Genomic DNA, 23,163 nt, shown 5'->3' on the forward strand with positions numbered 1-23,163 from the left:
TGTCATGACAAACCCGAACCATGACAAACAGACCCTGCGCGACCTGGCCGACGCGGGCAACGAGAGGGCCCTGGACCGCCTGGCGGACCTGGCGGACGAGGCGGGCGAGGTCGAGGAGCTGAGCGAACTCCTGGACGAGGGATCGATGCACGCCGGCTTCCTCCTGACCCGCCGCGCGACGAAGGAGGGTGACCTGCGAGAACTCCAGCGCATCGCGGACGCGGGCTACGAGGCGGCGGCAGAGGAACTGGACCGCCGCCTCAGGGCCGACTAGTCCCGCCGAATGTGCTCGGGGTCGACGTGCCGACGCACGAGCGGCAGCGCGGAGACCCCGGCGGCGAGCAGCACCCCGAGACAGCAGGCGAGCAGCAACGGCAACCCACTCCAGTCCCAGTGCACGGCCCCACCCCCGGTGATCAGATAACTCGACTCGGCCAGCCACCCGGTCACCACGGCGGCCCCCAACCCCACCCCCAGCGGCACGACCACCTGCACACACTGCACCACCCGCAACGTCCCCGCCCGGGCCCCGAGCAACACCAGCGCAGCCACTTGCCCCCGCCGCTCCATGGCCCGATCAGCCACAGACACGACGAACGCGGCCACCCCGATGACCAGCCCGAGCACCATGCCGGCCCCGAGCAGACTCCGGATGACGGTGAGCTGGGCGAGGGACTCGACGACGATCCCGACGGGTCTGACCTCGGCGGTGGGCGCGATGGCCCCGACGGCGTCGAGGACGGTGCGGACGGTCTCCGGATCGGAGGCCGACGCGAGAACGAGGTGACCTTCGGCGGGCAGGGTGCCGGGTGGGAGGAGAGAGGGCGGGATGAGGATGTCGCTGGCACTCAGGTCGTACGACTCGTAGGTGCGAGCCGTCAGCACCTCGTGTGGGACGGGCAGCGTGAGCTTTGCTCCGTTGTCCAGAAGGATCTGGAAAGACTTGCCCGGTTGGGCGTCCTCAGACAGCGGGTTGCCAGGGCGAGCAAGCCGGACGGGCCTCCCGTCGACGCACCCCGGTGCAGCTTTGCTGAAGACGGCGAGTTGGGCGCAAGTGGCGACAGTCGCATCGAGGTCCGGAAAGCTGGTGCTGCCGCCGGGCCCCCATGACGGCGCATCGATGCCATGCGCCCTGACTCCTTCGACCCTGGTCATCTTCTCCCGCTGCTGAGGGGTCAGCTCGGCGAGACTGATCTTGTACTCCTGTACGGGCGCGGTGTTGCGGCTCACCTGGCTGAGCTCCACGAGGACGCCCTGGGTGAGGGACGTCGCGTAGACGAGGAGGACGAGTCCGGTGACCACGCGCAGTGAGGCGCCCGGCTCGACCTCGGTGCGGCGCATCGCGAGCGACAGAGGCAGCGAGCGTGCGGTGGCGGCGAGCCGGCGGGCGAGCCAGGCGGTGATCGGAGGCAGGCCGAGGACCAGCCCCGCTCCCGTCAGCAGGACGGCGGCGGGGATGAGGACGGTGTTGGAGGAGCCGCCGGACGGATCGCGCCCGAGCACGCTGAGGGCGCAGTAGCCACCGATGACGCCGAGCCCTGGTACGAGCAGCAGCGTTCCGTACACGTTCGGAGGCTTGCGCTCGGCGGTGCGCCGGACGTTGAGGGGGGTTCGCGCGGCCGCTCGGGCGCTGTGGCGTCCGACGAACCAGGCGAGTGCCGGACACAGAACCAGGCAGGCGACGAGCGTGCCGGCGTCGGGACGTCCGTCGGCCGGATACCAGTGCAGACCCGGCAGGCCGACCCTCGCCATGATTTCGTTGACGCCGAGGTATCCGGCGATCCCGAGCAGCGCCCCGAGGAACGCGGCCGACACGGTCTCGCCGGCGTTGACCCGCAAGGTGTCCTTCACGCTCAGGCCGACGAGCCGCAGCGCGGCGAGCCTGCGGGCGCGTGACTCGGCCGAAAGCCGAGCGCACACCGACAGGAACACGACGAGGGGCAAGAGGACCACGCAGGCGAGCGTGAACCGCAGAATGTCGAGGGTGGACTCTTCCACCACTTCGTGTATGGCGTAGCGCGAGCCGAAGGAGTCCACGCGCTGGGAGCCCTCCTGCGGAATCGGGGTGTGGGAGCTGCCGATGTAGGCGTACAGGTCGTCCGGTCCGGCAAGTCCGTCCGGCCCGATGGTGCCGGTGACCTTGCCCGGCAGGAGTCCCGCGACTCCGGGCGACTCGGCCAGGACCTCGCGCAGCCGCGGTGAGACGATCACTTCTCCGGCGGCAGGCAGCCGGTCGATGCCCGGAGGAACGGGCGCCGGTCCGGAGGCCGGGCGGGCGACGAACAGCCGATGGAGCGGCTGGGAGCCGTAGGCGTCATCACGGCTGATCGCGATCGTGTCAGTGGTCGACCAGCCGCCCTTCGGAGCGTAGTTGCCCAGCGGCTGTCGAGCGGCGGTCCGTTCGTCATGTGCGGCGAGGATCGCCGGAATGGTGAGGACGGCGGCGAGGCAGGCCACGCCCAGCGAGCAGCCGAAGGTCATGAGCAGGAACCGGGCGCGGCCCCTGCGGCCGCCACGCCACAGGAGCCGCATGCCGAGCAGGAAGGGATTCACTTCAGCTTCCCGTCGGTCATCGTGTACCGGCTGTCCGCGTGTTCGGCCACGCTCGCGTCATGCGTGACGATGACCACGGCCGTCCCCTGATCCCGGGCGAGCCGCAGGAACTCCTCCAGTACGGCCGAGGCGTTGACGCTGTCGAGCGCACCGGTCGGCTCGTCCGCGAACACCACGTCCGGCCGGTGCACGAGCGCCCGCGCGACGGCCACCCGCTGACTCTGCCCACCGGACAGCTGAGAGGTCCTGCGCTGCAACAGCTCGGTCATGCCCAGCCGTCCGAGCACCTCACCGGCCGCCGCGTGCGCGGGTGCTTTCCGCTGGCCGGCGAGGCGCAGGGGGAGTGCGGCGTTCTCCTCCACTGTCAGTTCGGGCAGCAACTCCCCGTACTGGAAGACGAACCCGAACCGCTCGCGGCGCAGCGTGCTCAGTTCGTCGTCGGAGCGGGTCGCGAGGGAGACCCCGTCGAACGAGACGGTTCCCTGCGACGGGGCGAGTACCCCTGCGAGGCAGTACAGGAGCGACGACTTCCCCGAACCGCTGCTTCCCATGATGGCCGCCACCTCCCCGCGCTTCAGCGCGAAGTCGGCGCTGCTGACGGCCTGCTGCGGCCCGTAGAAGAGATCCACGCCCTCGGCGCGGAGGATGGCGTCCATCGTGGTGCGAACTCCCTTGCTGAGGAGGCCGCACGTCGGCGGCCTCCGAATTCCTCGGCTGCGGTTACCGCTGTCGCGGGTTCGAGCGCTTGTAGTTCAGGGTGTCCGCGCAGTTGTCCGGGCGGAGAGATCCGCGGTCGCGGCAGGCTCGGATCCAGGCCTCGTTGGTGTACTGGGCGGCGCCGTCGTAGATCACCTTCTTGAGGGTGACGGTCTTCCTCTGCACGCCGTAGAGGCGACTCCAGCTGTAACCCTCGACCTTGGTCTCCAGGTAGACGTTGTGACCGTCCGTCGCCTCGTCGTCCTTGAGCTTCACGTCGAAGTGAAAGCCGCCGTGGTTCTGCCCCCTGGGTTCCCATGTGTACTCGCCGGTCGCGACCACGCCGCGAGTGGTCATCTTCGGCAGGTCGTGCCACGAATCCGCCACCGCAGCCCCCACCCCACCCAGGAACAGCCCCGCCGCCACCGCGATCGTCGTCAACTTCCGCACGTTTTCCTCCACTTTGAGAGCGCCCCCGACAGGGCGTAGCGGAAAGTGTTCCAGCGATCACGGAACGAAGTGGCGGGCGGAACGTCACTGCCTGCTCGGACCGCTCGATCCGGTGACATCACCACATGAGCCGTCAGTACGGCGGTACGGCGAAGGCCCCGACCGTTCCCCGGTCGGGGCCTTCCACCGTGTGCGGCCAGCCGCGCGCTCGTCGCTGTCGCCGTCAGGCGACCAGCTCCTGCTCGGAGGCGAGCTTCTCCTCAGTCGCAGCGTCAGCCCCAGCCCCAGCCTCCGCCCCACCCTTCGGCTTCCCGTCCCGCATCACCACTCCCGCCAGCACCGCCGCCACGAAGACGCCGATCGCGCTGATGGTGAAGGTCGCCGACATGGACGTCGTGAAGGCCTCCCGTGCCGCGTTCGCCAGGGTGCTGTCGCCGCCCGCCGCGGCCAGCGCGCCGCCGATGGAGTGCTTGGCCTGCTCCGGGGCGTCGGAGGGCATCTCCGAGGCGAAGCGGCTGGAGAGGAGCGAGCCGAGGATCGCGATGCCGAGGGCCGTGCCCGCCTGCTGGATCGTGTCGTTCAGGGCGGAGCCCACGCCCGCCTTCTCCTCCGGGATCGTGCCCATCAGCGCACCGACCGCCGCCGGCATGGCGAGACCCGCGCCGAGGCCGAGGAGGCCCAGGCCGATCGCCGGGACCGTGAAGCCCGAGGTCGCGTCGACGGTCGTCAGGAGGCCGAACGAGCCGGCCATCACCAGCAGGCCGCCCACGATCAGCGGCCGGTAGCCGACCTTCGCGGCGAGCCCGGCGCCGGCGGCGTTGCCGATCAGGGCGGCGACGGCGAGCGGGACGAAGGCGAGGCCCGCCTTGACGGGGGAGTAGCCGAGCACGAACTGCAGGTACTGGGTCAGGACGAGCAGGAGACCGCCGTTGCCGATCTGGACCAGGGTCAGCGAGAGCGAACCGCCGCTGAAGTTGCGGTGCTTGAAGAGGACCAGCGGGACCATCGGCGACGCGGTGACGTTCTCCCAGATCACGAACCCGGCGAGGGCGCCGACCGCGACCGCCAGCGTGACGACCCCACGGCCCTCGAAGGCGCCGTGCTGCGGGATCTCGATGATCCACCAGATCAGCGCGGTCATGCCGACCGCCGACAGGACCGCGCCGAGCGGGTCCGCCTTCTGCCAGGGGCCCTTGGACTCGGGCATCAGGGTGAGCGCGGCGACGACGGCCAGGATCACGACCGGCACGTTGATGAGGAAGATGGACTGCCAGGAGAAGTGGTCGATCAGGAAGCCGCCGAGTACCGGGCTGCCGACCAGGCCGAGCATCGACACCGAACCCCACGCGGCCATCGCCTTGCTGCGCTCGTCCTCGTCGAAGACGGTGATGAGGATCGACAGCGTCGAGGGCATGATCAACGCGCCGCCGACACCCATCGCGACGCGTACGGCGATGACCTCACCGGGGTCGTCGCAGAAGGTCGCGGCCAGTGAGGCGAGACCGAAGAGCAGCAGGCCGATGATCATGACCTTCCGCCGCCCGAACCGGTCGCCCAGGCTTCCGGAGGTCAGCAGCAGTCCGGCGAAGACCAGGATGTAGGAGTCGAGGATCCACTGGATGTCCGTGGCGCTCGCGCCGATGTCCGCGGTCATCGAGGGGACCGCGACGGTGAGGGCCATGCTGTCGACGACCAGGACCAGCGTGCTGAGGCACAGCACGACCAGGATCCACCAGCGGCGTGGATTGCGGACGGTTTCCATGGGGGTTCCTCGTTTTCCTCTCGGCTGCGCACGGTGTTCCTTCGGTGCGAACACTGTACGCAGACGCGTACACCGTGCGCAAGCCCTCACTCCTGTACGCTGAATGCGCACGCTGTACGCAGCCCATCGCGGAGGTTCACATGGCCGAGAAGCCCACCCCGACGAGCCCACCGAACCCATCGAGCCCGACGGGCCCCACGAACCCCATCCCGTCCGTCTGGGCCCGTCAGCAGTCCGCCGCCGAGCAGCCTGCGCTCAGCCGCGCCTCGATCGTCCGCGAGGCGATCGTCATGCTGGACGCCGACGGCATCGAGGCGCTGAGCATGCGTAAGCTCGGCGCCCGTCTGAACGCCGGCGCGACCTCCCTCTACCGGCACGTCGCCACCAAGGACGAGCTGATGGAGCTCGCGGTGGACGAGGTCTTCGGCGAGATCTCCGTACCGCCCGCCGACAGCACGGACTGGCGCGCCGCAGCCATCGAGGCCGCCGGCTCGTTCCGTGCGGCGGCGCTGCGCCACCCCTGGCTGGCCTCGGTCCTCGGCCAGGCGGGCCTCGCCTACCTGGGCCCCAACCTCATGGCGTACTCGGAGCGGTTGGCGGCCCTCTTCACGGCCGTTGGCTTTCCCGAGCCGAGCCGCGCGATCGAGTCCCTCCTGGCGTACGTGATCGGCATGAGTACGACGGAGGCGGCCTGGCTCACGACGGTCGCGCGCTCCGGCGAGACGGAGGCCGACTTCATCGCCCGCCTCGCCCCCGCCGCCCAGCAGGCCGCGTCCGACCACGCCCACCTGGCCGACTCCTACCAGGAGTCCCTGGCCGCCCTCGACCCGGTCGAGTCCCGCGACGCCAAGTTCGCGTACGGCCTGGACGTCATCCTCGACGGCCTCGCCCTGCGCCTCGCCCCGTAGACGCGCTGGCCGCCCGGCCTGCTCGGGGCGGACAACAACACGGACAAGCAGCACGGACAACAACGCCGAAGGGCCGGACCGCAGATGCGGTCCGGCCCTTCGAGCTGGCGGAGGATACGAGATTCGAACTCGTGAGGGGTTGCCCCCAACACGCTTTCCAAGCGTGCGCCCTAGGCCTCTAGGCGAATCCTCCGCCGCAAACAATACAAGACGCTGAGGGGTGCTCGCGAACGTGATCCAGAAGGGGATCCCCGTGGTCGGGAGCGGGGCCCGCGGGGGGTCTGGGATCAGGTACCCTTGGCGGAGCCCCTCACGTGGCGCTATCTGACTGAACTCCCCCAGGGCCGGAAGGCAGCAAGGGTAGGTCGGCTCTGGCGGGTGCGTGAGGGGCGCTTGCGTTCCCGGGTTGTCGGTGGGCGCCTATAACCTCGTATACGTGTCGTCTCTCGCGCTGTACCGCCGCTACCGTCCCGAGTCCTTCGCCGAGGTCATCGGGCAGGAGCATGTCACCGACCCGTTGCAGCAGGCCCTGCGGAACAACCGGGTCAATCACGCGTACCTGTTCAGCGGGCCCCGCGGCTGTGGCAAGACGACCAGTGCGCGCATCCTCGCGCGCTGTCTGAACTGTGAGCAGGGTCCCACTCCCACGCCCTGCGGCGAGTGCCAGTCCTGCCGAGACCTGGCGCGGAACGGGCCGGGGTCGATCGACGTCATCGAGATCGACGCCGCCTCCCACGGTGGCGTGGACGACGCCCGTGACCTGCGGGAGAAGGCCTTCTTCGGGCCCGCCTCCAGCCGGTACAAGATCTACATCATCGACGAGGCGCACATGGTCACCTCGGCGGGCTTCAACGCCCTGCTGAAGGTGGTCGAGGAGCCGCCGGAGCACCTCAAGTTCATCTTCGCGACGACCGAGCCCGAGAAGGTCATCGGGACCATCCGGTCCCGGACGCACCACTATCCCTTCCGGCTCGTGCCGCCCGGCACGCTGCGGGAGTACCTGGGGCAGGTGTGCGGGCGCGAGGGGATTCCCGTCGCGGACGGCGTGCTGCCGCTCGTCGTGCGCGCCGGTGCCGGTTCCGTGCGTGACTCGATGTCCGTGATGGACCAGCTGCTCGCCGGAGCCGCCGACGACGGTGTGACATACGCCATGGCGACCTCTCTTCTCGGTTATACGGACGGGTCGCTTCTCGACTCCGTCGTCGACGCGTTCGCCGCCGGGGACGGGGCCGCCGCGTTCGAGGTCGTCGACCGGGTCATCGAGGGCGGGAACGACCCTCGGCGGTTCGTCGCCGACCTCCTCGAGCGGCTGCGTGACCTGGTGATCCTCGCCGCCGTGCCGGACGCCGCCGAGAAGGGGCTCATCGACGCCCCGGTGGACGTCGTCGAGCGCATGCAGGCGCAGGCGTCCGTCTTCGGCGCGGCCGAGCTCAGTCGCGCGGCCGACCTCGTCAACGCGGGGCTGACCGAGATGCGCGGCGCCACCTCGCCCCGGCTCCAGCTGGAGCTGATCTGCGCGCGCGTGCTGCTGCCCGCCGCCTTCGACGACGAGCGGTCGCTCCAGGCCCGGATCGACCGGCTGGAGCGCGGCGCCGCCGCCATGCCCGCGCCCGCCCCCGTCTTCACGGCCGGTTCGCCCGCGCCCGCCATGGGGTACGTCCCCGGGCCCGACGCCCACACGCCGATGGCCCCGCCGCCGCCCCCGCCCGCCCCGCAGCCCGTGCAGCAGGCCCCGGTCCAGCAAGCCCCGACCCAGCAAGCCCCCGCACCCGCTCCCGTACAGCCCGAGAGCGGGCCCCGGCCCGGTGCCTGGCCCGGTGCCGCCACCCCCGGCGCACCCGCCCCCGGAGCCTGGCCCGGCGCCGGCGCCTCGACACCCGCGGCCCCGGCCCCCGCCGCGCCCACCCCGCAGGCCCCGGCCGCACAAGCCCCCTCCGGCGACATGGCCCAAGGCGCCGCCCAGGTGCGGAACATGTGGCCGTCGATCCTCGACGCGGTCAAGAACCGGCGCCGTTTCACGTGGATCCTGCTCAGCCAGAACGCCCAGGTCGCCGGGTTCGACGGCACCACGCTCCAGCTCGGCTTCCTCAACGCGGGCGCGCGGGACAACTTCGCCAGCAGCGGCAGCGAGGACGTCCTGCGCCAGGTCCTGGCCGACCAGTTCAACGTGCAGTGGAAGATCGAGGCGATCATCGACCCCTCGGGCGGCGTCAACCCGCCGCCCGCCGCGACCGGCTTCGGCGGCGGCCGTCCGGCCGGTCCCGCCTCTGCCGGGCAGGCTCCGGCCGCGCAGGCCCCCGCCGCGCCTCCGCAGCAGCAGTGGGCCCCGGCGCAGCAGCCCCCGCAGGCCCCGCCCGCCGCGGCCGCTCCCCCCATCCAGAACGTCCAGAACGCCCACACAGCCCCCACGCCCCCGCAGGCCGCCCCCGCCCCCATGCCCGTGGCGCCCGAGGACGACGTGCCCGAGGAGGACGACCCGGACCTGGTCGACTCCGCGCTGTCCGGTCACGAACTGATCGTGCGCGAGCTCGGGGCGACCGTTGTGGAGGAATACACGAACGAGTAGGGGCGTCTCGCTCGGTGGCCCGCACAAGGGGCATCCGGCCACGCGGGCTACCCTGGCTGGCGTGAAGGTCCTCGTCATCGGCGGCGGCGCCCGCGAACACGCCCTGTGCCGCTCTCTCTCCCTCGATCCCGACGTCACCGCTCTGCACTGCGCGCCCGGCAACGCCGGAATCGCGGAGGTCGCCGAGCTGCATCCTGTCGACCAGCTGGACGGCGACGCCGTCGCACGGCTGGCCGCCGACCTCCAGGCGGACCTGGTCGTCGTCGGCCCGGAGGCCCCGCTCGTCGCGGGCGTCGCCGACGCCGTCCGTACGGCCGGCATCCCCTGCTTCGGCCCGTCCGAGGAGGCGGCGCAGCTGGAGGGCTCCAAGGCGTTCGCCAAGGACGTCATGGCCGGGGCCGGCGTCCCGACCGCCCGCAGCTACGTGTGCACCACCGCCGAGGAGATCGACGAGGCGCTCGACGCCTTCGGCGCTCCGTACGTCGTCAAGGACGACGGTCTCGCGGCCGGCAAGGGCGTCGTCGTCACCTCCGACCTCGCCGAGGCCCGCGCCCACGCCCTCTCCTGCGACCGCGTCGTCATCGAGGAGTACCTCGACGGCCCCGAGGTCTCCCTCTTCGCGATCACCGACGGCGTCACCGTCCTGCCGCTCCAGCCCGCGCAGGACTTCAAGCGCGCGCTCGACGGCGACGAGGGCCCGAACACCGGCGGCATGGGCGCCTACTCCCCGCTGCCCTGGGCCGACCCCAAGCTGGTCGACGAGGTCATGGACACCGTCCTCCAGCCGACGGTCGACGAGCTCCGCCGCCGCGGCACCCCCTTCCAGGGCCTGCTGTACGCGGGTCTGGCGATCACCAGCCGTGGCGTACGGGTCATCGAGTTCAACGCCCGCTTCGGCGACCCGGAGACCCAGGTCGTCCTCGCCCGCCTCCGCACCCCGCTCGCCAGCGTCCTGCTGAACGCCGCCAACGGCACCCTCGACAACGAACCGCCGCTGAACTGGCACGACGACGCGGCCGTGACCGTCGTCGTCGCCTCGCACAACTACCCGGCGACCCCGCGGACGGGCGACCCGATCGAGGGCCTGGACGAGGTGGCGGCGCAGGATGCCCCGCACGCGTACGTCCTGCACGCCGGGACCAAGCGGGACGGCGACGCGATCGTGAGCGCCGGCGGCCGCGTCCTCTCCGTCACCGCGACCGGAAAGGACCTGGCGCGGGCCCGCGAGAGGGCGTACAAGGCGGTCGCCCGCATCCGTCTGGACGGCTCGCAACACCGTACGGACATCGCACGCAAGGCCGCGGGGGAGTGAACCCCTAACCGTCCCGGACCGTCATCACCTTTGCCCAAAGCCATTCCATCGAGTGACGGCTGAGCCATCCGGATGACGCCCGCCGAAGCCCCAACTAGGGTGCGGCGAAGGCGTTCCGGCACTTGGCCCACCGGCATTGCGATGTCAGTGGCGGGTGCCACAGTGGGGGAGTGACCTACACCGCCACAGGCAGTCCCGACGAGGGCAGGAGGGGGTGATGAACGGCGTGTCCGGTAGCGGCTCCGGTTCCGTTGTCGGCGAGGAGATGGGTGTGCGCGCCGCGCGCACCCGGGCGCTCGCCGTGCTCCGCGTCCGCGCCAGGGCGCTGGCCGTCGCACTGCTCCCCACCGCCGCGGCGGTGATCCTGTACGCGGGCGGGGTCACCGGTCACATGACCGGGCCCGGCTGGGACGCGGCCCGTGGGTTCACCACCGTGCTCGCGCTTGTCGTCCTGCTCGCGGCGGCGGCCGTCGCCGTGGTCATCGCGCGCTCCCGGCCCGCCGTCACACCGACGGTCGAGCTCTCCGAGCGGGCCGCCCCCGATCTGTACCGGATGGTGCGGGACCTGGCCGACCGGCTCGGCGTCCCGGCGCCCTCCGCGATAGCCCTGACCCCGGACTGCGACAGCTGGCTCGAGGACCGTACGCACCCGGCGCACGACGCGGGCCGTACGTCTGGCCTGCGGCGCTCCACGGACGCGCCGGTCCTGGTCATAGGCTCGCCCTTCCTGTGGTGGATGCGCGTCGGCGAGCTGCGCGCGGTCCTCGCCCCCGTCGTCGCCGGTACGGCTCCGGCGGCGCACCCCGACATAGCGGCGGCCCGCCGCTTCGTGCAGGGCCTCGACGCGGCCGTCGCCGCTCCCCGCACCCCCGGGCTCGGCCCGGTCGGCAGGCTGGGCGCGCGCGGGATCGCGTGGGTCGCCCGGCTGCTGCTGCGGTTGAGCCGCGGGCACGCCGCCGAGATGGAGCGGGGCGTCGCCGTGGCCGGCTCCGAGCGCGCACAGGCTGTGGACTACGGCATCCGGATCGTCGCCCAGGAGCAGGTCGGCCTCGCCTACGCGGGCTGGGACCGGCTGCTCACCCGCGTCGCGCTGCCCGCCTGGCGGATGGGCCGCTGGCCGGCCAGCCTCGACGTGGGCGTGGTCGCGGCCCTCACCGAGCTCTCCCGCCGGGACCGCCTAGCCGACGGCTTCGCCTCCCGGCTCGGCGAGCGCCCTGCCTGCGACCTCCTCGAAGAGCCCGGCGCCGTGGACGAGGCCGCCTCGCTGCTCGCCGCCCGGCTCTTCCACGGCGGCCCGGCGGAGCCGGGCCCCGACTGGTCCCCGGTGGACTGGAGCCAGTACCCGGAGGAGGTCGTGGACCGGAAGTGGCGCAGCGACGCGGCCCGCCTCCACCAGGTCCTCGACGAACTGGGCGTCCTCCCGACGGGCCCGGCGGACGGTGCCGGCACCGGCCCGTCCCCGTCCGCCCCTTCGAGTACGCGTACGGGAATGGGCACGAGCACGGCCACGGGTACGGACAACGTGGACGGCCCCACCCTGACCCGCGTCCTCACCCACCTCTCGGCCAACCCGGAGCCCGCGACCGGACCCCAGCCCCACCCCGCGCCCCAGCCCCACCCGGAACCCGAATCCGACCCCGACCCCGACCAAGAGCCCGCCGCTCACCCCGACCCCGACCAAGAACCCGCCGCCCACCTCGACCCCGAGCAGCCCCTCGCCGCGAACCCCGCCGCCGATGCCCTCGCCGCCGCCCTCACCGCCCACGTGGCGCGCGAGGAGGCCGCCCGGCCCGTGCCGGCCGAGCCCGCGCCGCACGCGGACGCCCTCGGCGGCGACGCGCTGCCGCTCTTCCCGCTGCAGCCGCCCCGGACCGGCCGTGACCTGCTCGCCGACCACGTCACGGCGATGGTCTGCTGCGCAGCCGTGGACACCGCGGGCGCCGCCCCCGGCCTCGACTGGCTCGACGGGCCCGCCCTCCTCGTCGGCGGCGTGCGGAGCACGGACCTGACCGCCCGCGTGCTCGCCCTCGTCGAGGACGGCGACCCCGACCCGCTCAGCGCCTGGCTCGCGGAGACCGGCGTACGCCCCGAGAAGCCCGTCCGCCTCGTCTGAGACCGCCCAAGGGCCGGAAGTGCACCTTCCGTTTCACGTCAATTCGCGACGAACGGTGACGGAGTGCGTGCGTTATGTGATGTGCTGGAGACCGGCACTGACAGCAGCACATGACACGGCGCACGGGGGAGTCGAGGGAGGGGCGCGACATGGGGGCGGACCAGATCAGGCGGTGGGAGTCGGGCGCGCTCGCCCACGCCGTCACGGACCCGTTCGGCCAGGGCCCCCTGCCCTGGCTGCGCGGCTCGGAGAATTACTTCGACGACACGGGCCAGGTTGTCCCCTGGTACGCCGACGAGACCCTGGCCCGCGGCGGCAGCGGCGGCCCCCGCACGGCCGACGACGTACGGGGCCAGATCAAGGGGTTCGTCTCCAACGGGGCCGTGGCGCCGGGCGAGGCGATCGATTTCCACATCACCGTGGACCCGCCGCAGCAGTTCTCGGTCGACATCTACCGGATCGGTCACTACGCGGGCGAGGGCGCCACCAAGATCACCACCAGCCCCCGGCTCTCCGGCATCGTCCAGCCGGCCCCGCTCACCGCCGACCGCACGGTCTCCTGTCACCACTGGTGGCAGTCCTGGCGGCTGCAGATCCCGGCCCACTGGTCGATCGGCGCGTACGTCGCCGTGCTCACCACCGCAGGCGGCTTCCGCTCCCACATCCCCTTCACCGTCCGCGACGACCACCCCGCCGACCTGCTCCTCGTCCTCCCGGACATCACCTGGCAGGCGTACAACCTCTATCCGGAGGACGGCCACACCGGCGCCAGCCTCTACCACGCGTGGGACGAGCAGGGCCGGCTCCTCGGCGAGGAGGACGCGGCGATCACCGTCTCCTTCGACCGCCCCTACGCGGGCGCGGGCCTCCCCCTCCACGTCGGGCACGCCTACGACTTCATCCGCTGGGCCGAGCGGTACGGCTACGACCTCGCCTACGCAGAGACCCGTGATCTGCACGCGGGCCGCGTCGACCCGACCCGCTACCGGGGCCTGGTCTTCCCCGGCCACGACGAGTACTGGTCCGTCCCCATGCGCCGGACCGTCGAACTCGCCCGCGAGCAGGGCACCTCGCTCGTCTTCCTCTCCGCCAACACCATGTACTGGCAGGTGGAGCTGGGCCCGTCCCCGTCCGGAGTGCCCGACCGGCTGCTCACCTGCCGCAAGCGCCGCGGCCCCGGCCGTTCCGCGCTCTGGCGCGAGATCGACCGCCCGGAGCAGCAGCTGCTCGGGATCCAGTACGCGGGCCGGGTGCCGGAGCCGCACCCGCTGGTCGTACGGAACGCGGACCACTGGCTCTGGGAGGCCACCGGCGCCGGGGACGGGGACGAGATCCCCGGTCTGGTCGCGGGCGAGGCGGACCGCTACTTCCCGCGCACCGCGCTCCCCCAGCACGAGGGCCGCATCCTGCTCGCCCACTCGCCGTACCGGGACAGCGAGGGCGCCCTGCGCCACCAGGAGACCTCGCTCTACCGCGCCCCGTCCGGGGCGTGGGTCTTCGCCTCGGGCACCTTCGCCTGGTCGCCGGCCCTGGACCGGCCGGGCCATGTCGACCAGCGGATCCAGCGCGCCACGGCGAACCTCCTGGACCGGATCTGCAAGCGGGACTGACCCCCGGATCGGGTACTGACCAGCGCGTTCGAGGGGCCGATGGTCCGGTGGCCGGGCAGGTGCGAGAGAATCGACCCGTTCCTGGATCAACCTACGCGGAGGAACCGTGTCCGGATTCGTAGAAAAGCCCGAGCCCGTTCAGGTCCCGGGCCTGACCCACCTCCACACGGGCAAGGTGCGCGACCTCTACCAGAACGAGGCAGGCGAGCTCGTGATGGTGGCCAGCGACCGCATGTCCGCGTACGACTGGGTGCTGCCGACCGAGATCCCCGACAAGGGGCGGGTGCTCACCCAGCTCTCCCTGTGGTGGTTCGACCGGCTCGAGGACCTCGTCCCGAACCACGTCATCTCCACCGACGTCCCGGCCGGCGCCCCCGCCGACTGGGCGGGCCGCACCCTCGTCTGCAAGTCCCTGAAGATGGTGCCGGTCGAGTGCGTGGCCCGCGGCTATCTGACCGGCTCCGGCCTGGCCGAGTACAAGGAGTCCCGTACGGTCTGCGGCCTCGCGCTCCCCGAGGGCCTCAGCGACGGCTCCGAGCTGCCCGCGCCGATCTTCACCCCGGCCACCAAGGCGGCCGTCGGCGACCACGACGAGAACGTGTCGTACGAGGAGGTCGCCCGCCAGGTCGGCGCGGAGACCGCCGCCCTGCTGCGCCAGACGACCCTCGCCGTCTACGGCCGGGCGCGGGACATCGCCCGCGAGCGCGGGATCGTCCTCGCGGACACCAAGTTCGAGTTCGGCTTCGTGTCCACCGAGGAGGGCGAGCGGCTGATCCTCGCCGACGAGGTGCTCACCCCGGACTCGTCCCGCTTCTGGCCGGCCGACCAGTGGCAGCCGGGCCGCGCCCAGCCCTCGTACGACAAGCAGTTCGTGCGCGACTGGCTGACCTCCCCGGCCTCCGGCTGGGACCGCACGAGCGAGCAGCCGCCGCCCGCGCTCCCGCAGGAGATCGTGGACGCGACCCGCGCCAAGTACATCGAGGCGTACGAGCTGCTCACGGGCGTGAACTGGCAGTAGGACGACACGAAGAAGCCCCCGGTCCGAGAGGACCGGGGGCTTCTTTCATGGAGCGGACGACGAGATTCGAACTCGCGACCCTCACCTTGGCAAGGTGATGCTCTACCAACTGAGCCACGTCCGCATGCGCCGTAGCGCGGAGCCAACTATACCCAACCTTTCTCGCGTGCGAGACGCACCGCCGTGTGACGGTTCTCGGCACCGAGCTTCGCGGCCGCCGAGGAGAGGTAGTTCCGGACCGTCCCCTGCGAGAGCGAGGCCCGCTCGGCGATCTCCGCGACCGGTGCGCCGTCCGCCGCGAGTTCGAGCACCTCGGCCTCGCGCGCGGTCAGCGGGGAGTCCCCGGCGGCGATCGCGTCGGCCGCCAACTCCGGGTCCACGTAACGGTTTCCGGCGTGTACGGCACGGATGAGCTCGGCCAGGCGCTGGGCGCTGACGGTCTTCGGCACGAAGCCCCGCACGCCGGCCGCGAGGGCCCGCTTGAGGTGGCCGGGGCGGCCGTGACTGGTGACGATCATGGTGCGGCAGTCGGGCAGTTCGTCCCGCAGGGCTGTGGCGACCCTCACACCGTCGAGGCCCGGCATCTGCAGATCGAGGACGGCGACATCGGGCCGGTGGGCGCGGGCCATGGCGAGCGCCTCGGGTCCGGTGGCGGCCTGGGCGACGACCGCGAGATCGTCCTCCAGGGCGAGCAGCGCGGCGAGCGCGCCCCGGATCAGATGCTCGTCGTCGGCGAGCAGCACGCGTACGGTCACGACCTCGTCCCCTTCTCCGACCGGGGTACGGGGACGAGCGCCGTCACCTGGAACGTACCGCCGTCGTCCGGCCCCGCCTCCAGGGTGCCGTCCACCGCCGCGAGCCGTTCCCGCAGCCCCGCGAGGCCCGAGCCGCGCTCCATCACCGCCCCTTCCCGTACGCCGTCGTTCCGTACCGTCAGCAGCACCGAACCGTCCTTCTCCCGCAGCGAGATCGCGCACCGCCGCGCGTCGCCGTGCCGCAGCACGTTGGTCGTCGTCTCCCGCACCACCCAGCCGAGGACCGACTGGACGCCGGCCGGGAGTTCCACGGGCACCGGGTCGATCGCGCAGTCGATGCCGGCGGCCCCGAGCACCCCGCGCGCGCCCTCGAGTTCGACGCGCAGGTCGGCCTCCCGGTAGCCGCGCACCACGTCCCGTACCTCCCGCTGGGACTCCTGCGCGATCCGCTGCACCTCGATCATCTGGTCCACGGCCTCGGGCCGTTCGCGCCGTGCGAGCTGCACGGCGAGCTCGCTCTTGAGGGCGATCACCGAGAGGTTGCGGCCCATGACGTCGTGCAGGTCGCGGCCGAAGCGGAGCCGTTCCTCGGCGACGGCGAGCCGGGCCTTCAGGTCGCGGGAGTTCTCCAGCTCCCAGACGATCTTCATCAGCCAGCCGGAGAACCCGCAGGCGGCGGCGAGGCCGGCCCCGGCCAGGGTGATCCCGACCGCGTAGCCGAGTCCCTCGCCCGGGTGGAAGCCCATCGCCACCGCGGCGGCGCCGGTCGCGAGCGCGATGGCCGGGACGCCGTACACCATGCGCCGGGGCCGTCGGACGCAGAGCACGAGGCTGCCGACGGCGAAGGTGACCAGGCCGGTGACGACGGCGGCGGCGCTCGCGGCGTCCTTGAGCACGCCCGTGGCGCGCAGCGCGAGCACCGTCAGCACGAAGCCCGCTGTCAGGACGGCGACCGCGATCGCGAGCCGGACCGGCTGCTCGCGCCGGTCCAGGGCCCAGTCCAGGGCGCGCGAGGAGAGCACGGCGTTCAGTACGGCGTGCGCGCAGACGAGGAGGGTCAGGGCGAAGCCGAGAGGGGTGGAGAGCGGGTTGTACCCCGACTCCGCGATCGGTACGAGACCGATGGCGGCGATCTCGATGACCATGAAGAAGTGGAAGCTCCACCGCGTGTACAGCTCGACCTTGGCCGCGCTGCCGCGCCCGCTCCACCACCCCGTCAGCCTGGACACGCGCCCGGCCTCCCTCTCTTGCCTTCTAGCGTCGCGGTTCCCAGCGGAACCACTTGCGGACAGCAAACACGGTGATCACGCCCCAGGCCAACGTGGTGAGCGTCGCCGTCAGCAGGTCCTGGGTGGCGCCGACGCCGAGCCAGCCTGCCCGGACGAACTCCATGACTCCGGTGAACGGCAGCAGTTCGGTGATGCTCGCGGCCAGGTCGGGAAGGACGTCGCGGGGCACCATGAGCCCCGAGCCCATGGCCGAGATCAGGAAGAACGGCAGCGTGGTGAGGCCCGCGCTCTCGACGTTCCGCGTGATCGCGGTGGTCGCGGCGGCGAGCCCGGCGAGCAGCAGGATCGCGGCGAGCAGCCCGAGCACGAGCAGGTCGGGCCTGCGCGGCGCGGGTACGTCGAGGGCGAGGGCGCCGCCGACGGTGAGGACGGCGCACTGGAGGAGCGCGATGGCGGTGGACGGGAGCGCGGCGCCGCCGAGGATCTCCAGGTCGGTCGCCTCGCCGGTGCGCAGCCGCTTGAGGACCAGTTCCTCGCGGCGGGCCACGAGGGCGGAGACGAGGCCCATGTAGACGACGAGGACGAGGACCATCCCGGTGCCGCCGATGAGGGTGGTGCCGGCCATGCCGCCGGGCAGCTCGTCGGGTTCCATCTGGCCGAGCGAGGACCGCAGCACGAAGATCATCAGCAGCGGCATGAGGAGGGCGATGAAGAGGTTGTTCTTGTTCCGCCCGAGGAGGGTGAGTTCGGCCCGTCCGAGCGCGGTCATGCGGCGTGCGGTGGCGTTCATCGGGCGGTCTCCAGGTCCACGGTCAGGTCGAGGGCGTCGGTGCGGGAGGCGATCTCCAGGAACGCCTCTTCGAGGGTGGCCGAGCGGGCGTCGAGTCCGTCGAGCCGTACGCCGGTCTCGCGGGCCCAGTCGAGGAGTTCGCCGAGCGCGTCCTGCAGGGCGTGCGTACGGATCTCCACGAGCCGTCCGTCCGCCGCGGCCTTGAGACCGAGCGGGAGCCTGCCGGGCTCCACGCCCTCGGGGAGGGTGAAGCGGATGCGGGCGGGCCGGGCGGCGGTGACCTCGGCGGGGGTGCCGGAGAGCACGATCCGCCCCTGGTGCATGATCGCGAGCCGGTCGGCCAGGGACTCGGCCTCCTCCAGGTAGTGCGTGGTGAGGAGCACGGTCGTCCCCTCGTCACGGAGCGCCCGGACGAGGGCCCAGGTGTCGCGGCGGCCCTCGGCGTCGAGGCCGGTGGTCGGCTCGTCGAGGAAGAGGACCTCGGGGCGGCCGAGGAGCGCGAGCGCGAGGTCGAGGCGCCGGCGCTCGCCGCCGGAGAGCTGCTTGATCCGCACCCGGTCGCGGGCGCCGAGGCCGACGGCCTCCAGGGCCTCGCCGGCCGGCCGGGCACCGGTGGTGCAGCCCGCCCACATCCGTACGGTCTCGGCCACGGTCAGGTCGGACGGGAAGCCGCCCTCCTGGAGCATCACCCCGATCCGGGGCCGTACGACGGCCCGTTCGCGGTACGGGTCGTGGCCGAGGACCCGGACGGTGCCGCCGCTCGGCGCGGCCAGCCCCTCCAGGAGCTCGACGGTGGAGGTCTTGCCGGCCCCGTTGGTGCCGAGCAGGGCGAAGATCTCGCCCTGGGGGACGGCGAAGGAGATTCCGTTGACGGCTTCGTAGCCGCCGGAGTAGGTCCGGCGGAGGCCCTCCGCCACGATCACATCGGTCATGGTTCAAGGCTCGCGGCGCGGCGGGCCGCTCGGCAGTGCGCGCTGTCATCACTGCGCATGACAAATGTCAGAAGGGCAGATGTCGGACGCGCGAAAGGGGGCGGACACGACGAAGGCCCGGTTCCTGAGAACCGGGCCTTCGATCAACGAGCGGACGACGAGATTCGAACTCGCGACCCTCACCTTGGCAAGGTGATGCTCTACCAACTGAGCCACGTCCGCATTGCTGCCGCTCGGCTTTCACCGGGCGGTGCGAGCACCACTGTACCTGATGCACCGGAGTGCTTGGTAATGCGATGCAGAGCGGGTGACAGGAATTGCACACTGCGCCTTCCCCCTGGAAGGGGGATGTTCTACTACTGAACTACACCCGCACGCTGCGTGAGGTTCGGCCCTGCGGCCTTGCCCTTCGGCGTGATCCAGACTCTAGCCGATCAGCGGGGGTGGAGCGCAACTCGGTTCCCGGCGCGCGGCCGGGCGGACCGGGCCGCGGGCTCAACTGGCCTCGCGGAAGGCTTCGTAGACGCGCTTCGGGATGCGGCCGCGGGCGGGCACGTCCATCTTGTTGGACTGGGCCCAGGCGCGGACCGCCGCCGGGTCGGGGGCGAGGGCGGTGTGCTTGTACGAAGCCACGGAGGCGGAGGCTCCGCCGGCGCGGGCGGTGGCGGCCCTGCCGGTCAGCTTCCGGCCGGCCGCGAGGTAGGGGGCCAGCGCCTTGCGCAGTTTCTTTGCATTGGCGGGATTCAGGTCGATCTCGTACGACTTCCCGTCCAGGCCGAACGCAACCGTTTCCGCCGCATCTCCGCCGTCGATGTCGTCGGAGAGAGTGACCACTACTCGCTGAGCCACGGATATCGGTCCTTTCCTGCGGCGTGCCGTGATCGTCTTGGCGGGTGTAGCGCCTCTGACGTGCGGCGACACCGACTTTACGGCTGCCCCGGGCCAATGCTGCTTTCCTCTGTATTCCTTTGTACAGCGGTAGGCGTCGCATTGTGAAGCCCAGCCAATTGCATCAGCGTGTCTCCCCGCAATGGCCCGCGCAATATTTCACTTGAATTTTCCGTGGGGATCTTCGGAGATCTTCGGGAGGCTTTGTAGGGTCCTCCAGTCCTCTACCCGCGTAGAATTTGGAGGCAGGTACGCTGAGGGAACCGCCCACGCAACACACCACCGGGAGTGCCAGTGGCACGCGTCGTAGTCGACGTCATGCTCAAGCCGGAGATCCTCGACCCCCAGGGCCAGGCCGTGCAGCGTGCACTGCCCCGCCTCGGATTCGAGGGAATCGCCGACGTCCGCCAGGGAAAGCGCTTCGAGCTGGAGGTGGAGGGACCGGTCGACGAGGCCGCCCTCGCCCGCATCCATGAGATGGCCGAAACCTTCCTCGCCAACACCGTGATCGAGGACTTCACCGTCAAGGTCGAGTCCACGGAGACCGCCGGGGCTTCCTCGTGACCGCACGCATCGGCGTCGTCACGTTCCCCGGAACGCTCGACGACCAGGACGCGCTGCGCGCCGTCCGCCTCGCGGGCGCCGAGCCCGTCTCGCTCTGGCACCGCGACAAGGACCTCAAGCAGGTCGACGCCGTGGTCCTGGCCGGTGGCTTCTCCTACGGCGACTATCTGCGGGCCGGAGCCATCTCCCGCTTCTCGCCGGTCATGGAGCCGCTCATCGAGCAGGCGAAGGCGGGCATGCCCGTCCTCGGCATCTGCAACGGCTTCCAGATCCTCACCGAGGCCCATCTGCTGCCGGGCGCGATGCTGCGCAACAACCACCTGCACTTCATCTGCCGCGACCAGAAGCTGCGGGTGGAGAACGCGGAGACCGCCTGGACCGCCGACTACGAGCAGGGCCAGGAGATCCAGGTCCCGCTCAAGAACATGGACGGCCGGTACGTCGCCGACGAGCGGGTGCTCGACGAGCTGGAGGCCGAGGGGCGGGTGGCCTTCCGCTACCTGGACATGAACCCCAACGGCTCGCTCCGCGACATCGCGGGCATCACCAACGCCGCGGGCAACGTGGTCGGCCTCATGCCGCACCCCGAGCACGCCGTCGAGCCGCTGATCGGTACGGGCCGTACCGACGGCCTCGGTTTCTTCACCTCGATCCTCAAGAAGCTGGTCAACGCCTGATGAGCCTCGACACCGTCAAGCACGCCACCGAGACCCCGGACAGCGAGCAGCCCTGGAAGGAGCTCGGCCTCAAGGAGGACGAGTACGCGCGCATCCGCGAGATCCTCGGCCGCCGTCCCACGGGTGCCGAGCTCGCCATGTACTCCGTCATGTGGTCCGAGCACTGCTCGTACAAGAGCAGCAAGGTCCACCTGAAGCAGTTCGGCGAGAAGGTCCCCGAGAACGACGCCATGCTCGTCGGCATCGGCGAGAACGCGGGCGTCGTGGACGTCGGCCAGGGCTACGCGGTCACCTTCAAGGTCGAGTCGCACAACCACCCCTCGTACATCGAGCCCTACCAGGGCGCGGCCACCGGCGTCGGCGGCATCGTCCGCGACATCCTCGCCATGGGCGCCCGCCCGGTCGCGGTCGTGGACCCGCTGCGCTTCGGCGCGGCCGACCACCCCGACACCAAGCGCGTCCTGCCGGGCGTCGTCGCGGGCATCGGCGGCTACGGCAACTGCCTGGGCCTGGCGAACATCGGCGGCGAGGTCGTCTTCGACGAGTGCTACCAGGGCAACCCGCTGGTCAACGCCGGCTGCATCGGCGTGATGAAGCACGAGGACATCCACCTGGCGAAGGCCTCGGGCCCCGGCAACAAGGTGATCCTCTACGGCGCCCGTACCGGTGGCGACGGCATCGGCGGTGTCTCGGTCCTCGCGTCCGAGACCTTCGACGACACGAAGCCCACCAAGCGCCCCGCGGTCCAGGTCGGCGACCCGTTCCAGGAGAAGCTCCTCATCGAGTGCACCCTGGAGATCTTCAAGGAGAAGCTGGTCGCGGGCATCCAGGACCTGGGTGGCGCCGGACTCTCCTGCGCGACCTCCGAGCTGGCCTCGGCCGGCTCCGGCGGTATGCGGGTCGACCTCGACCGGGTCCACCTGCGCGACGCGACGCTCTCGCCCGAGGAGATCCTCATGAGCGAGTCGCAGGAGCGCATGTGCGCGATCGTCGAGCCGCAGTACGTCGACCGCTTCCTCGAGATCTGCGAGAAGTGGGACGTCATCGCGGTCGTCATCGGTGAGGTCACCGACGGCGAGCGCCTGGAGATCTTCTGGCACGGCGAGCAGATCGTCGACGTCCCGCCGCGCACGGTCGCGCACGAGGGCCCGGTCTACCACCGTCCGTTCGCCCGCCCCGAGTGGCAGGACGCGCTCCAGGCCGACGACGCGAACAAGCTGCCCCGGCCGCAGAACGGCGAGGAGCTGAAGGACCAGGTCCTGAAGCTGGTCTCCTCCCCGAACCAGGCGTCGAAGTCCTGGATCACGGACCAGTACGACCGGTTCGTGCAGGGCAACACCGTCCTGGCGCAGCCCGAGGACGCGGGCATGGTCCGGATCGACGAGGAGACCAACCTCGGCGTGGCCATGGCGACCGACGGCAACGGCCGGTACGCGAAGCTCGACCCGTACGCGGGCGCGCAGCTCGCGCTCGCGGAGTCGTACCGCAACGTGGCCGCCTCCGGCGCCAAGCCGCTGGCGATCTCCAACTGCCTCAACTTCGGTTCGCCCGAGGACCCGGCCGTGATGTGGCAGTTCGCCGAGGCCACCCGTGGTCTCGCGGACGGCTGCCTGCAGCTGGGCACCCCGGTGACCGGTGGCAACGTCTCGCTGTACAACCAGACGGGCGAGGTCGCCATCCACCCGACGCCGGTCGTGGCCGTGCTCGGTGTGATCGACGACGTCAACCGCCGTACGCCGATCGCCTTCGCGGAAGAGGGCCAGCTCCTCTACCTGCTCGGCGACACGCGTGAGGAGTTCGGCGGCTCGGCCTGGTCCGAGGTGATCCACCAGCACCTCGGCGGTCTGCCGCCGGCCGTGGACCTCGACCGGGAGAAGCTGCTCGGCGAGATCCTGATCTCCGCCTCCCGCGACGGCATGATCGACGCGGCGCACGACCTGTCCGACGGCGGTCTGGTCCAGGCGGTCGTCGAGTCCTGCCTGCGCGGTGGCACGGGCGCGCGCCTGGTCGTCCCGGAGGGCCTGGACGCCTTCACGTTCCTCTTCAGCGAGTCGGCCGGCCGCGCGGTCGTGGCCGTCCCGCGCAGCGAGGAGCTCCGCTTCACCGACATGTGCGGCGCGCGGGGCCTGCCGGCGACCCGGATCGGTGTCGTGGACGGCGAAGAGATCGATGTGCAGGGCGAGTTCAGCATCGCGCTGAGCGAGCTGCGCACGGCGCACGAGGCGACGATCCCGGGCCTGCTGGCCTGATACGGAGCACTGCGGGAGCCCCCGTTCGGACCTTCGGGTCCGGGCGGGGGCTTTCTCGTGGCTCCCTTGCGCGTGATTACGTAATTACGTA

The 23,163-nt window shown here is 71.4% G+C and carries 19 protein-coding genes, 4 tRNA genes and 1 other RNA gene; 11 read left to right on the plus strand and 13 right to left on the minus strand.

The features are described 5' to 3' along the window. Window positions 1-4 precede the first annotated feature (4 nt). On the plus strand, window positions 5-274 hold the full coding sequence (locus tag ACWCO8_RS13455) for a hypothetical protein (RefSeq protein WP_451032335.1): 270 nt from the start codon (window positions 5-7) through the stop codon (window positions 272-274). On the opposite strand, the gene ACWCO8_RS13460 is transcribed toward ACWCO8_RS13455, so the two are convergent. The 4 genes from ACWCO8_RS13460 to ACWCO8_RS13475 form a co-directional block, all read right to left on the minus strand. Further along, complete coding sequence (locus ACWCO8_RS13460; RefSeq protein ID WP_451032336.1) at window positions 271-2,553, minus strand: FtsX-like permease family protein; 2,283 nt, start codon at window positions 2,551-2,553, stop codon at window positions 271-273. The genes ACWCO8_RS13455 and ACWCO8_RS13460 overlap by 4 nt on opposite strands. Continuing rightward, on the minus strand, window positions 2,550-3,209 hold the full coding sequence (locus ACWCO8_RS13465; RefSeq protein WP_451032337.1) for an ABC transporter ATP-binding protein: 660 nt from the start codon (window positions 3,207-3,209) through the stop codon (window positions 2,550-2,552). Before ACWCO8_RS13465 ends, ACWCO8_RS13460 begins: the two co-directional genes overlap by 4 nt. Before the next feature lie 64 nt (window positions 3,210-3,273). Then, window positions 3,274-3,699, minus strand: coding sequence for a hypothetical protein (locus ACWCO8_RS13470; RefSeq protein WP_451032338.1), 426 nt, complete (start codon window positions 3,697-3,699; stop codon window positions 3,274-3,276). Between the two features lie 223 nt (window positions 3,700-3,922). Next, on the minus strand, window positions 3,923-5,461 hold the full coding sequence (locus ACWCO8_RS13475) for an MFS transporter (protein WP_451032339.1): 1,539 nt from the start codon (window positions 5,459-5,461) through the stop codon (window positions 3,923-3,925). Window positions 5,462-5,601: 140 nt separating this feature from the next. Here ACWCO8_RS13475 and ACWCO8_RS13480 point away from each other — a divergent pair, with 140 nt between their 5' ends. Then, window positions 5,602-6,369 carry a TetR/AcrR family transcriptional regulator C-terminal domain-containing protein gene (locus ACWCO8_RS13480; RefSeq protein ID WP_451032340.1) on the plus strand — a complete coding sequence of 256 codons (768 nt, stop codon included), beginning with the start codon at window positions 5,602-5,604 and terminating at the stop codon, window positions 6,367-6,369. 105 nt (window positions 6,370-6,474) lie between these two features. Here the strand turns inward: ACWCO8_RS13480 and ACWCO8_RS13485 are convergent. Continuing rightward, window positions 6,475-6,562 (minus strand) — tRNA-Ser (locus tag ACWCO8_RS13485). Between the two features lie 108 nt (window positions 6,563-6,670). On the opposite strand from ACWCO8_RS13485, the gene ffs reads away from it, so the two are divergent. From ffs to ACWCO8_RS13515, 6 genes are all read left to right on the plus strand, one after another. Beyond that, window positions 6,671-6,769: signal recognition particle sRNA small type (ffs, locus tag ACWCO8_RS13490), an RNA gene on the plus strand. Between the two features lie 36 nt (window positions 6,770-6,805). Further along, a complete protein-coding gene (locus ACWCO8_RS13495) occupies window positions 6,806-8,935 on the plus strand; it encodes a DNA polymerase III subunit gamma and tau (protein ID WP_451032341.1) in 2,130 nt (709 codons plus the stop codon). Window positions 8,936-8,996: 61 nt separating this feature from the next. Next, window positions 8,997-10,247 carry a phosphoribosylamine--glycine ligase gene (purD, locus tag ACWCO8_RS13500; RefSeq protein ID WP_362015482.1) on the plus strand — a complete coding sequence of 417 codons (1,251 nt, stop codon included), beginning with the start codon at window positions 8,997-8,999 and terminating at the stop codon, window positions 10,245-10,247. A 217-nt stretch (window positions 10,248-10,464) separates the two neighbouring features. Further along, window positions 10,465-12,360 (plus strand): hypothetical protein, encoded by a 1,896-nt coding sequence (locus ACWCO8_RS13505; protein WP_451032342.1) that lies wholly within the window; start codon window positions 10,465-10,467, stop codon window positions 12,358-12,360. Between the two features lie 149 nt (window positions 12,361-12,509). Then, window positions 12,510-13,970, plus strand: a complete 1,461-nt coding sequence (locus ACWCO8_RS13510; protein WP_451032343.1) for a N,N-dimethylformamidase beta subunit family domain-containing protein — start codon at window positions 12,510-12,512, stop codon at window positions 13,968-13,970. A gap of 106 nt (window positions 13,971-14,076) precedes the next feature. Beyond that, entirely contained in the window at window positions 14,077-14,988 is a 912-nt protein-coding gene (locus ACWCO8_RS13515) for a phosphoribosylaminoimidazolesuccinocarboxamide synthase (RefSeq protein WP_451032344.1), read from the plus strand. A gap of 48 nt (window positions 14,989-15,036) precedes the next feature. Here the strand turns inward: ACWCO8_RS13515 and ACWCO8_RS13520 are convergent. The 8 genes from ACWCO8_RS13520 to ACWCO8_RS13555 all read right to left on the minus strand — a co-directional run bounded on the left by ACWCO8_RS13520 (window position 15,037) and on the right by ACWCO8_RS13555 (window position 19,543). Further along, window positions 15,037-15,112 (minus strand) — tRNA-Gly (locus ACWCO8_RS13520). Window positions 15,113-15,134: 22 nt separating this feature from the next. After that, window positions 15,135-15,743, minus strand: a complete 609-nt coding sequence (locus ACWCO8_RS13525; RefSeq protein WP_451032345.1) for a response regulator — start codon at window positions 15,741-15,743, stop codon at window positions 15,135-15,137. Next, window positions 15,740-16,972: a sensor histidine kinase gene (locus ACWCO8_RS13530; RefSeq protein ID WP_451032346.1), complete on the minus strand. Its 1,233-nt coding sequence runs from the start codon at window positions 16,970-16,972 to the stop codon at window positions 15,740-15,742. Before ACWCO8_RS13530 ends, ACWCO8_RS13525 begins: the two co-directional genes overlap by 4 nt. 25 nt (window positions 16,973-16,997) lie before the next feature. Further along, complete coding sequence (locus ACWCO8_RS13535) at window positions 16,998-17,762, minus strand: ABC transporter permease (RefSeq protein ID WP_451032347.1); 765 nt, start codon at window positions 17,760-17,762, stop codon at window positions 16,998-17,000. Continuing rightward, on the minus strand, window positions 17,759-18,694 hold the full coding sequence (locus ACWCO8_RS13540) for an ATP-binding cassette domain-containing protein (protein WP_451032348.1): 936 nt from the start codon (window positions 18,692-18,694) through the stop codon (window positions 17,759-17,761). Before ACWCO8_RS13540 ends, ACWCO8_RS13535 begins: the two co-directional genes overlap by 4 nt. Window positions 18,695-18,843: 149 nt before the next feature. Next, window positions 18,844-18,916 (minus strand) — tRNA-Gly (locus ACWCO8_RS13545). Between the two features lie 80 nt (window positions 18,917-18,996). After that, window positions 18,997-19,068: transfer RNA gene (locus tag ACWCO8_RS13550), tRNA-Gly, on the minus strand. A gap of 121 nt (window positions 19,069-19,189) precedes the next feature. Further along, window positions 19,190-19,543, minus strand: a complete 354-nt coding sequence (locus ACWCO8_RS13555; protein WP_451032349.1) for a histone-like nucleoid-structuring protein Lsr2 — start codon at window positions 19,541-19,543, stop codon at window positions 19,190-19,192. A 333-nt stretch (window positions 19,544-19,876) separates the two neighbouring features. On the opposite strand from ACWCO8_RS13555, the gene purS reads away from it, so the two are divergent. From purS to purL, 3 genes are read left to right on the plus strand one after another with little or no spacing between them, the layout of a single operon-like run. After that, entirely contained in the window at window positions 19,877-20,146 is a 270-nt protein-coding gene (gene purS, locus ACWCO8_RS13560; protein ID WP_260230829.1) for a phosphoribosylformylglycinamidine synthase subunit PurS, read from the plus strand. Then, window positions 20,143-20,823, plus strand: a complete 681-nt coding sequence (purQ, locus tag ACWCO8_RS13565) for a phosphoribosylformylglycinamidine synthase subunit PurQ (protein WP_384503622.1) — start codon at window positions 20,143-20,145, stop codon at window positions 20,821-20,823. Before purS ends, purQ begins: the two co-directional genes overlap by 4 nt. After that, entirely contained in the window at window positions 20,823-23,072 is a 2,250-nt protein-coding gene (gene purL / locus ACWCO8_RS13570; RefSeq protein WP_451032350.1) for a phosphoribosylformylglycinamidine synthase subunit PurL, read from the plus strand. The genes purQ and purL overlap by 1 nt, the downstream gene beginning before the upstream one ends. Window positions 23,073-23,163: the final 91 nt, after the last annotated feature.

This window comes from Streptomyces sp. NPDC001927 (assembly GCF_053594455.1).

Excerpts from the sequence above, each read along its gene's own strand:
- ACWCO8_RS13455 (WP_451032335.1), top strand. The coding sequence starts at position 5 with ATGACAAACCCGAACCATGACAAACAGACCCTGCGCGACCTGGCCGAC.
- ACWCO8_RS13465 (WP_451032337.1), bottom strand. The coding sequence starts at position 3,209 with ATGGACGCCATCCTCCGCGCCGAGGGCGTGGATCTCTTCTACGGGCCG.
- ACWCO8_RS13475 (WP_451032339.1), bottom strand. The coding sequence starts at position 5,461 with ATGGAAACCGTCCGCAATCCACGCCGCTGGTGGATCCTGGTCGTGCTG.
- ACWCO8_RS13480 (WP_451032340.1), top strand. The coding sequence starts at position 5,602 with ATGGCCGAGAAGCCCACCCCGACGAGCCCACCGAACCCATCGAGCCCG.
- ACWCO8_RS13505 (WP_451032342.1), top strand. The coding sequence starts at position 10,465 with ATGAACGGCGTGTCCGGTAGCGGCTCCGGTTCCGTTGTCGGCGAGGAG.
- ACWCO8_RS13510 (WP_451032343.1), top strand. The coding sequence starts at position 12,510 with ATGGGGGCGGACCAGATCAGGCGGTGGGAGTCGGGCGCGCTCGCCCAC.
- ACWCO8_RS13535 (WP_451032347.1), bottom strand. The coding sequence starts at position 17,762 with ATGAACGCCACCGCACGCCGCATGACCGCGCTCGGACGGGCCGAACTC.
- ACWCO8_RS13540 (WP_451032348.1), bottom strand. The coding sequence starts at position 18,694 with ATGACCGATGTGATCGTGGCGGAGGGCCTCCGCCGGACCTACTCCGGC.
- purL (WP_451032350.1), top strand. The coding sequence starts at position 20,823 with ATGAGCCTCGACACCGTCAAGCACGCCACCGAGACCCCGGACAGCGAG.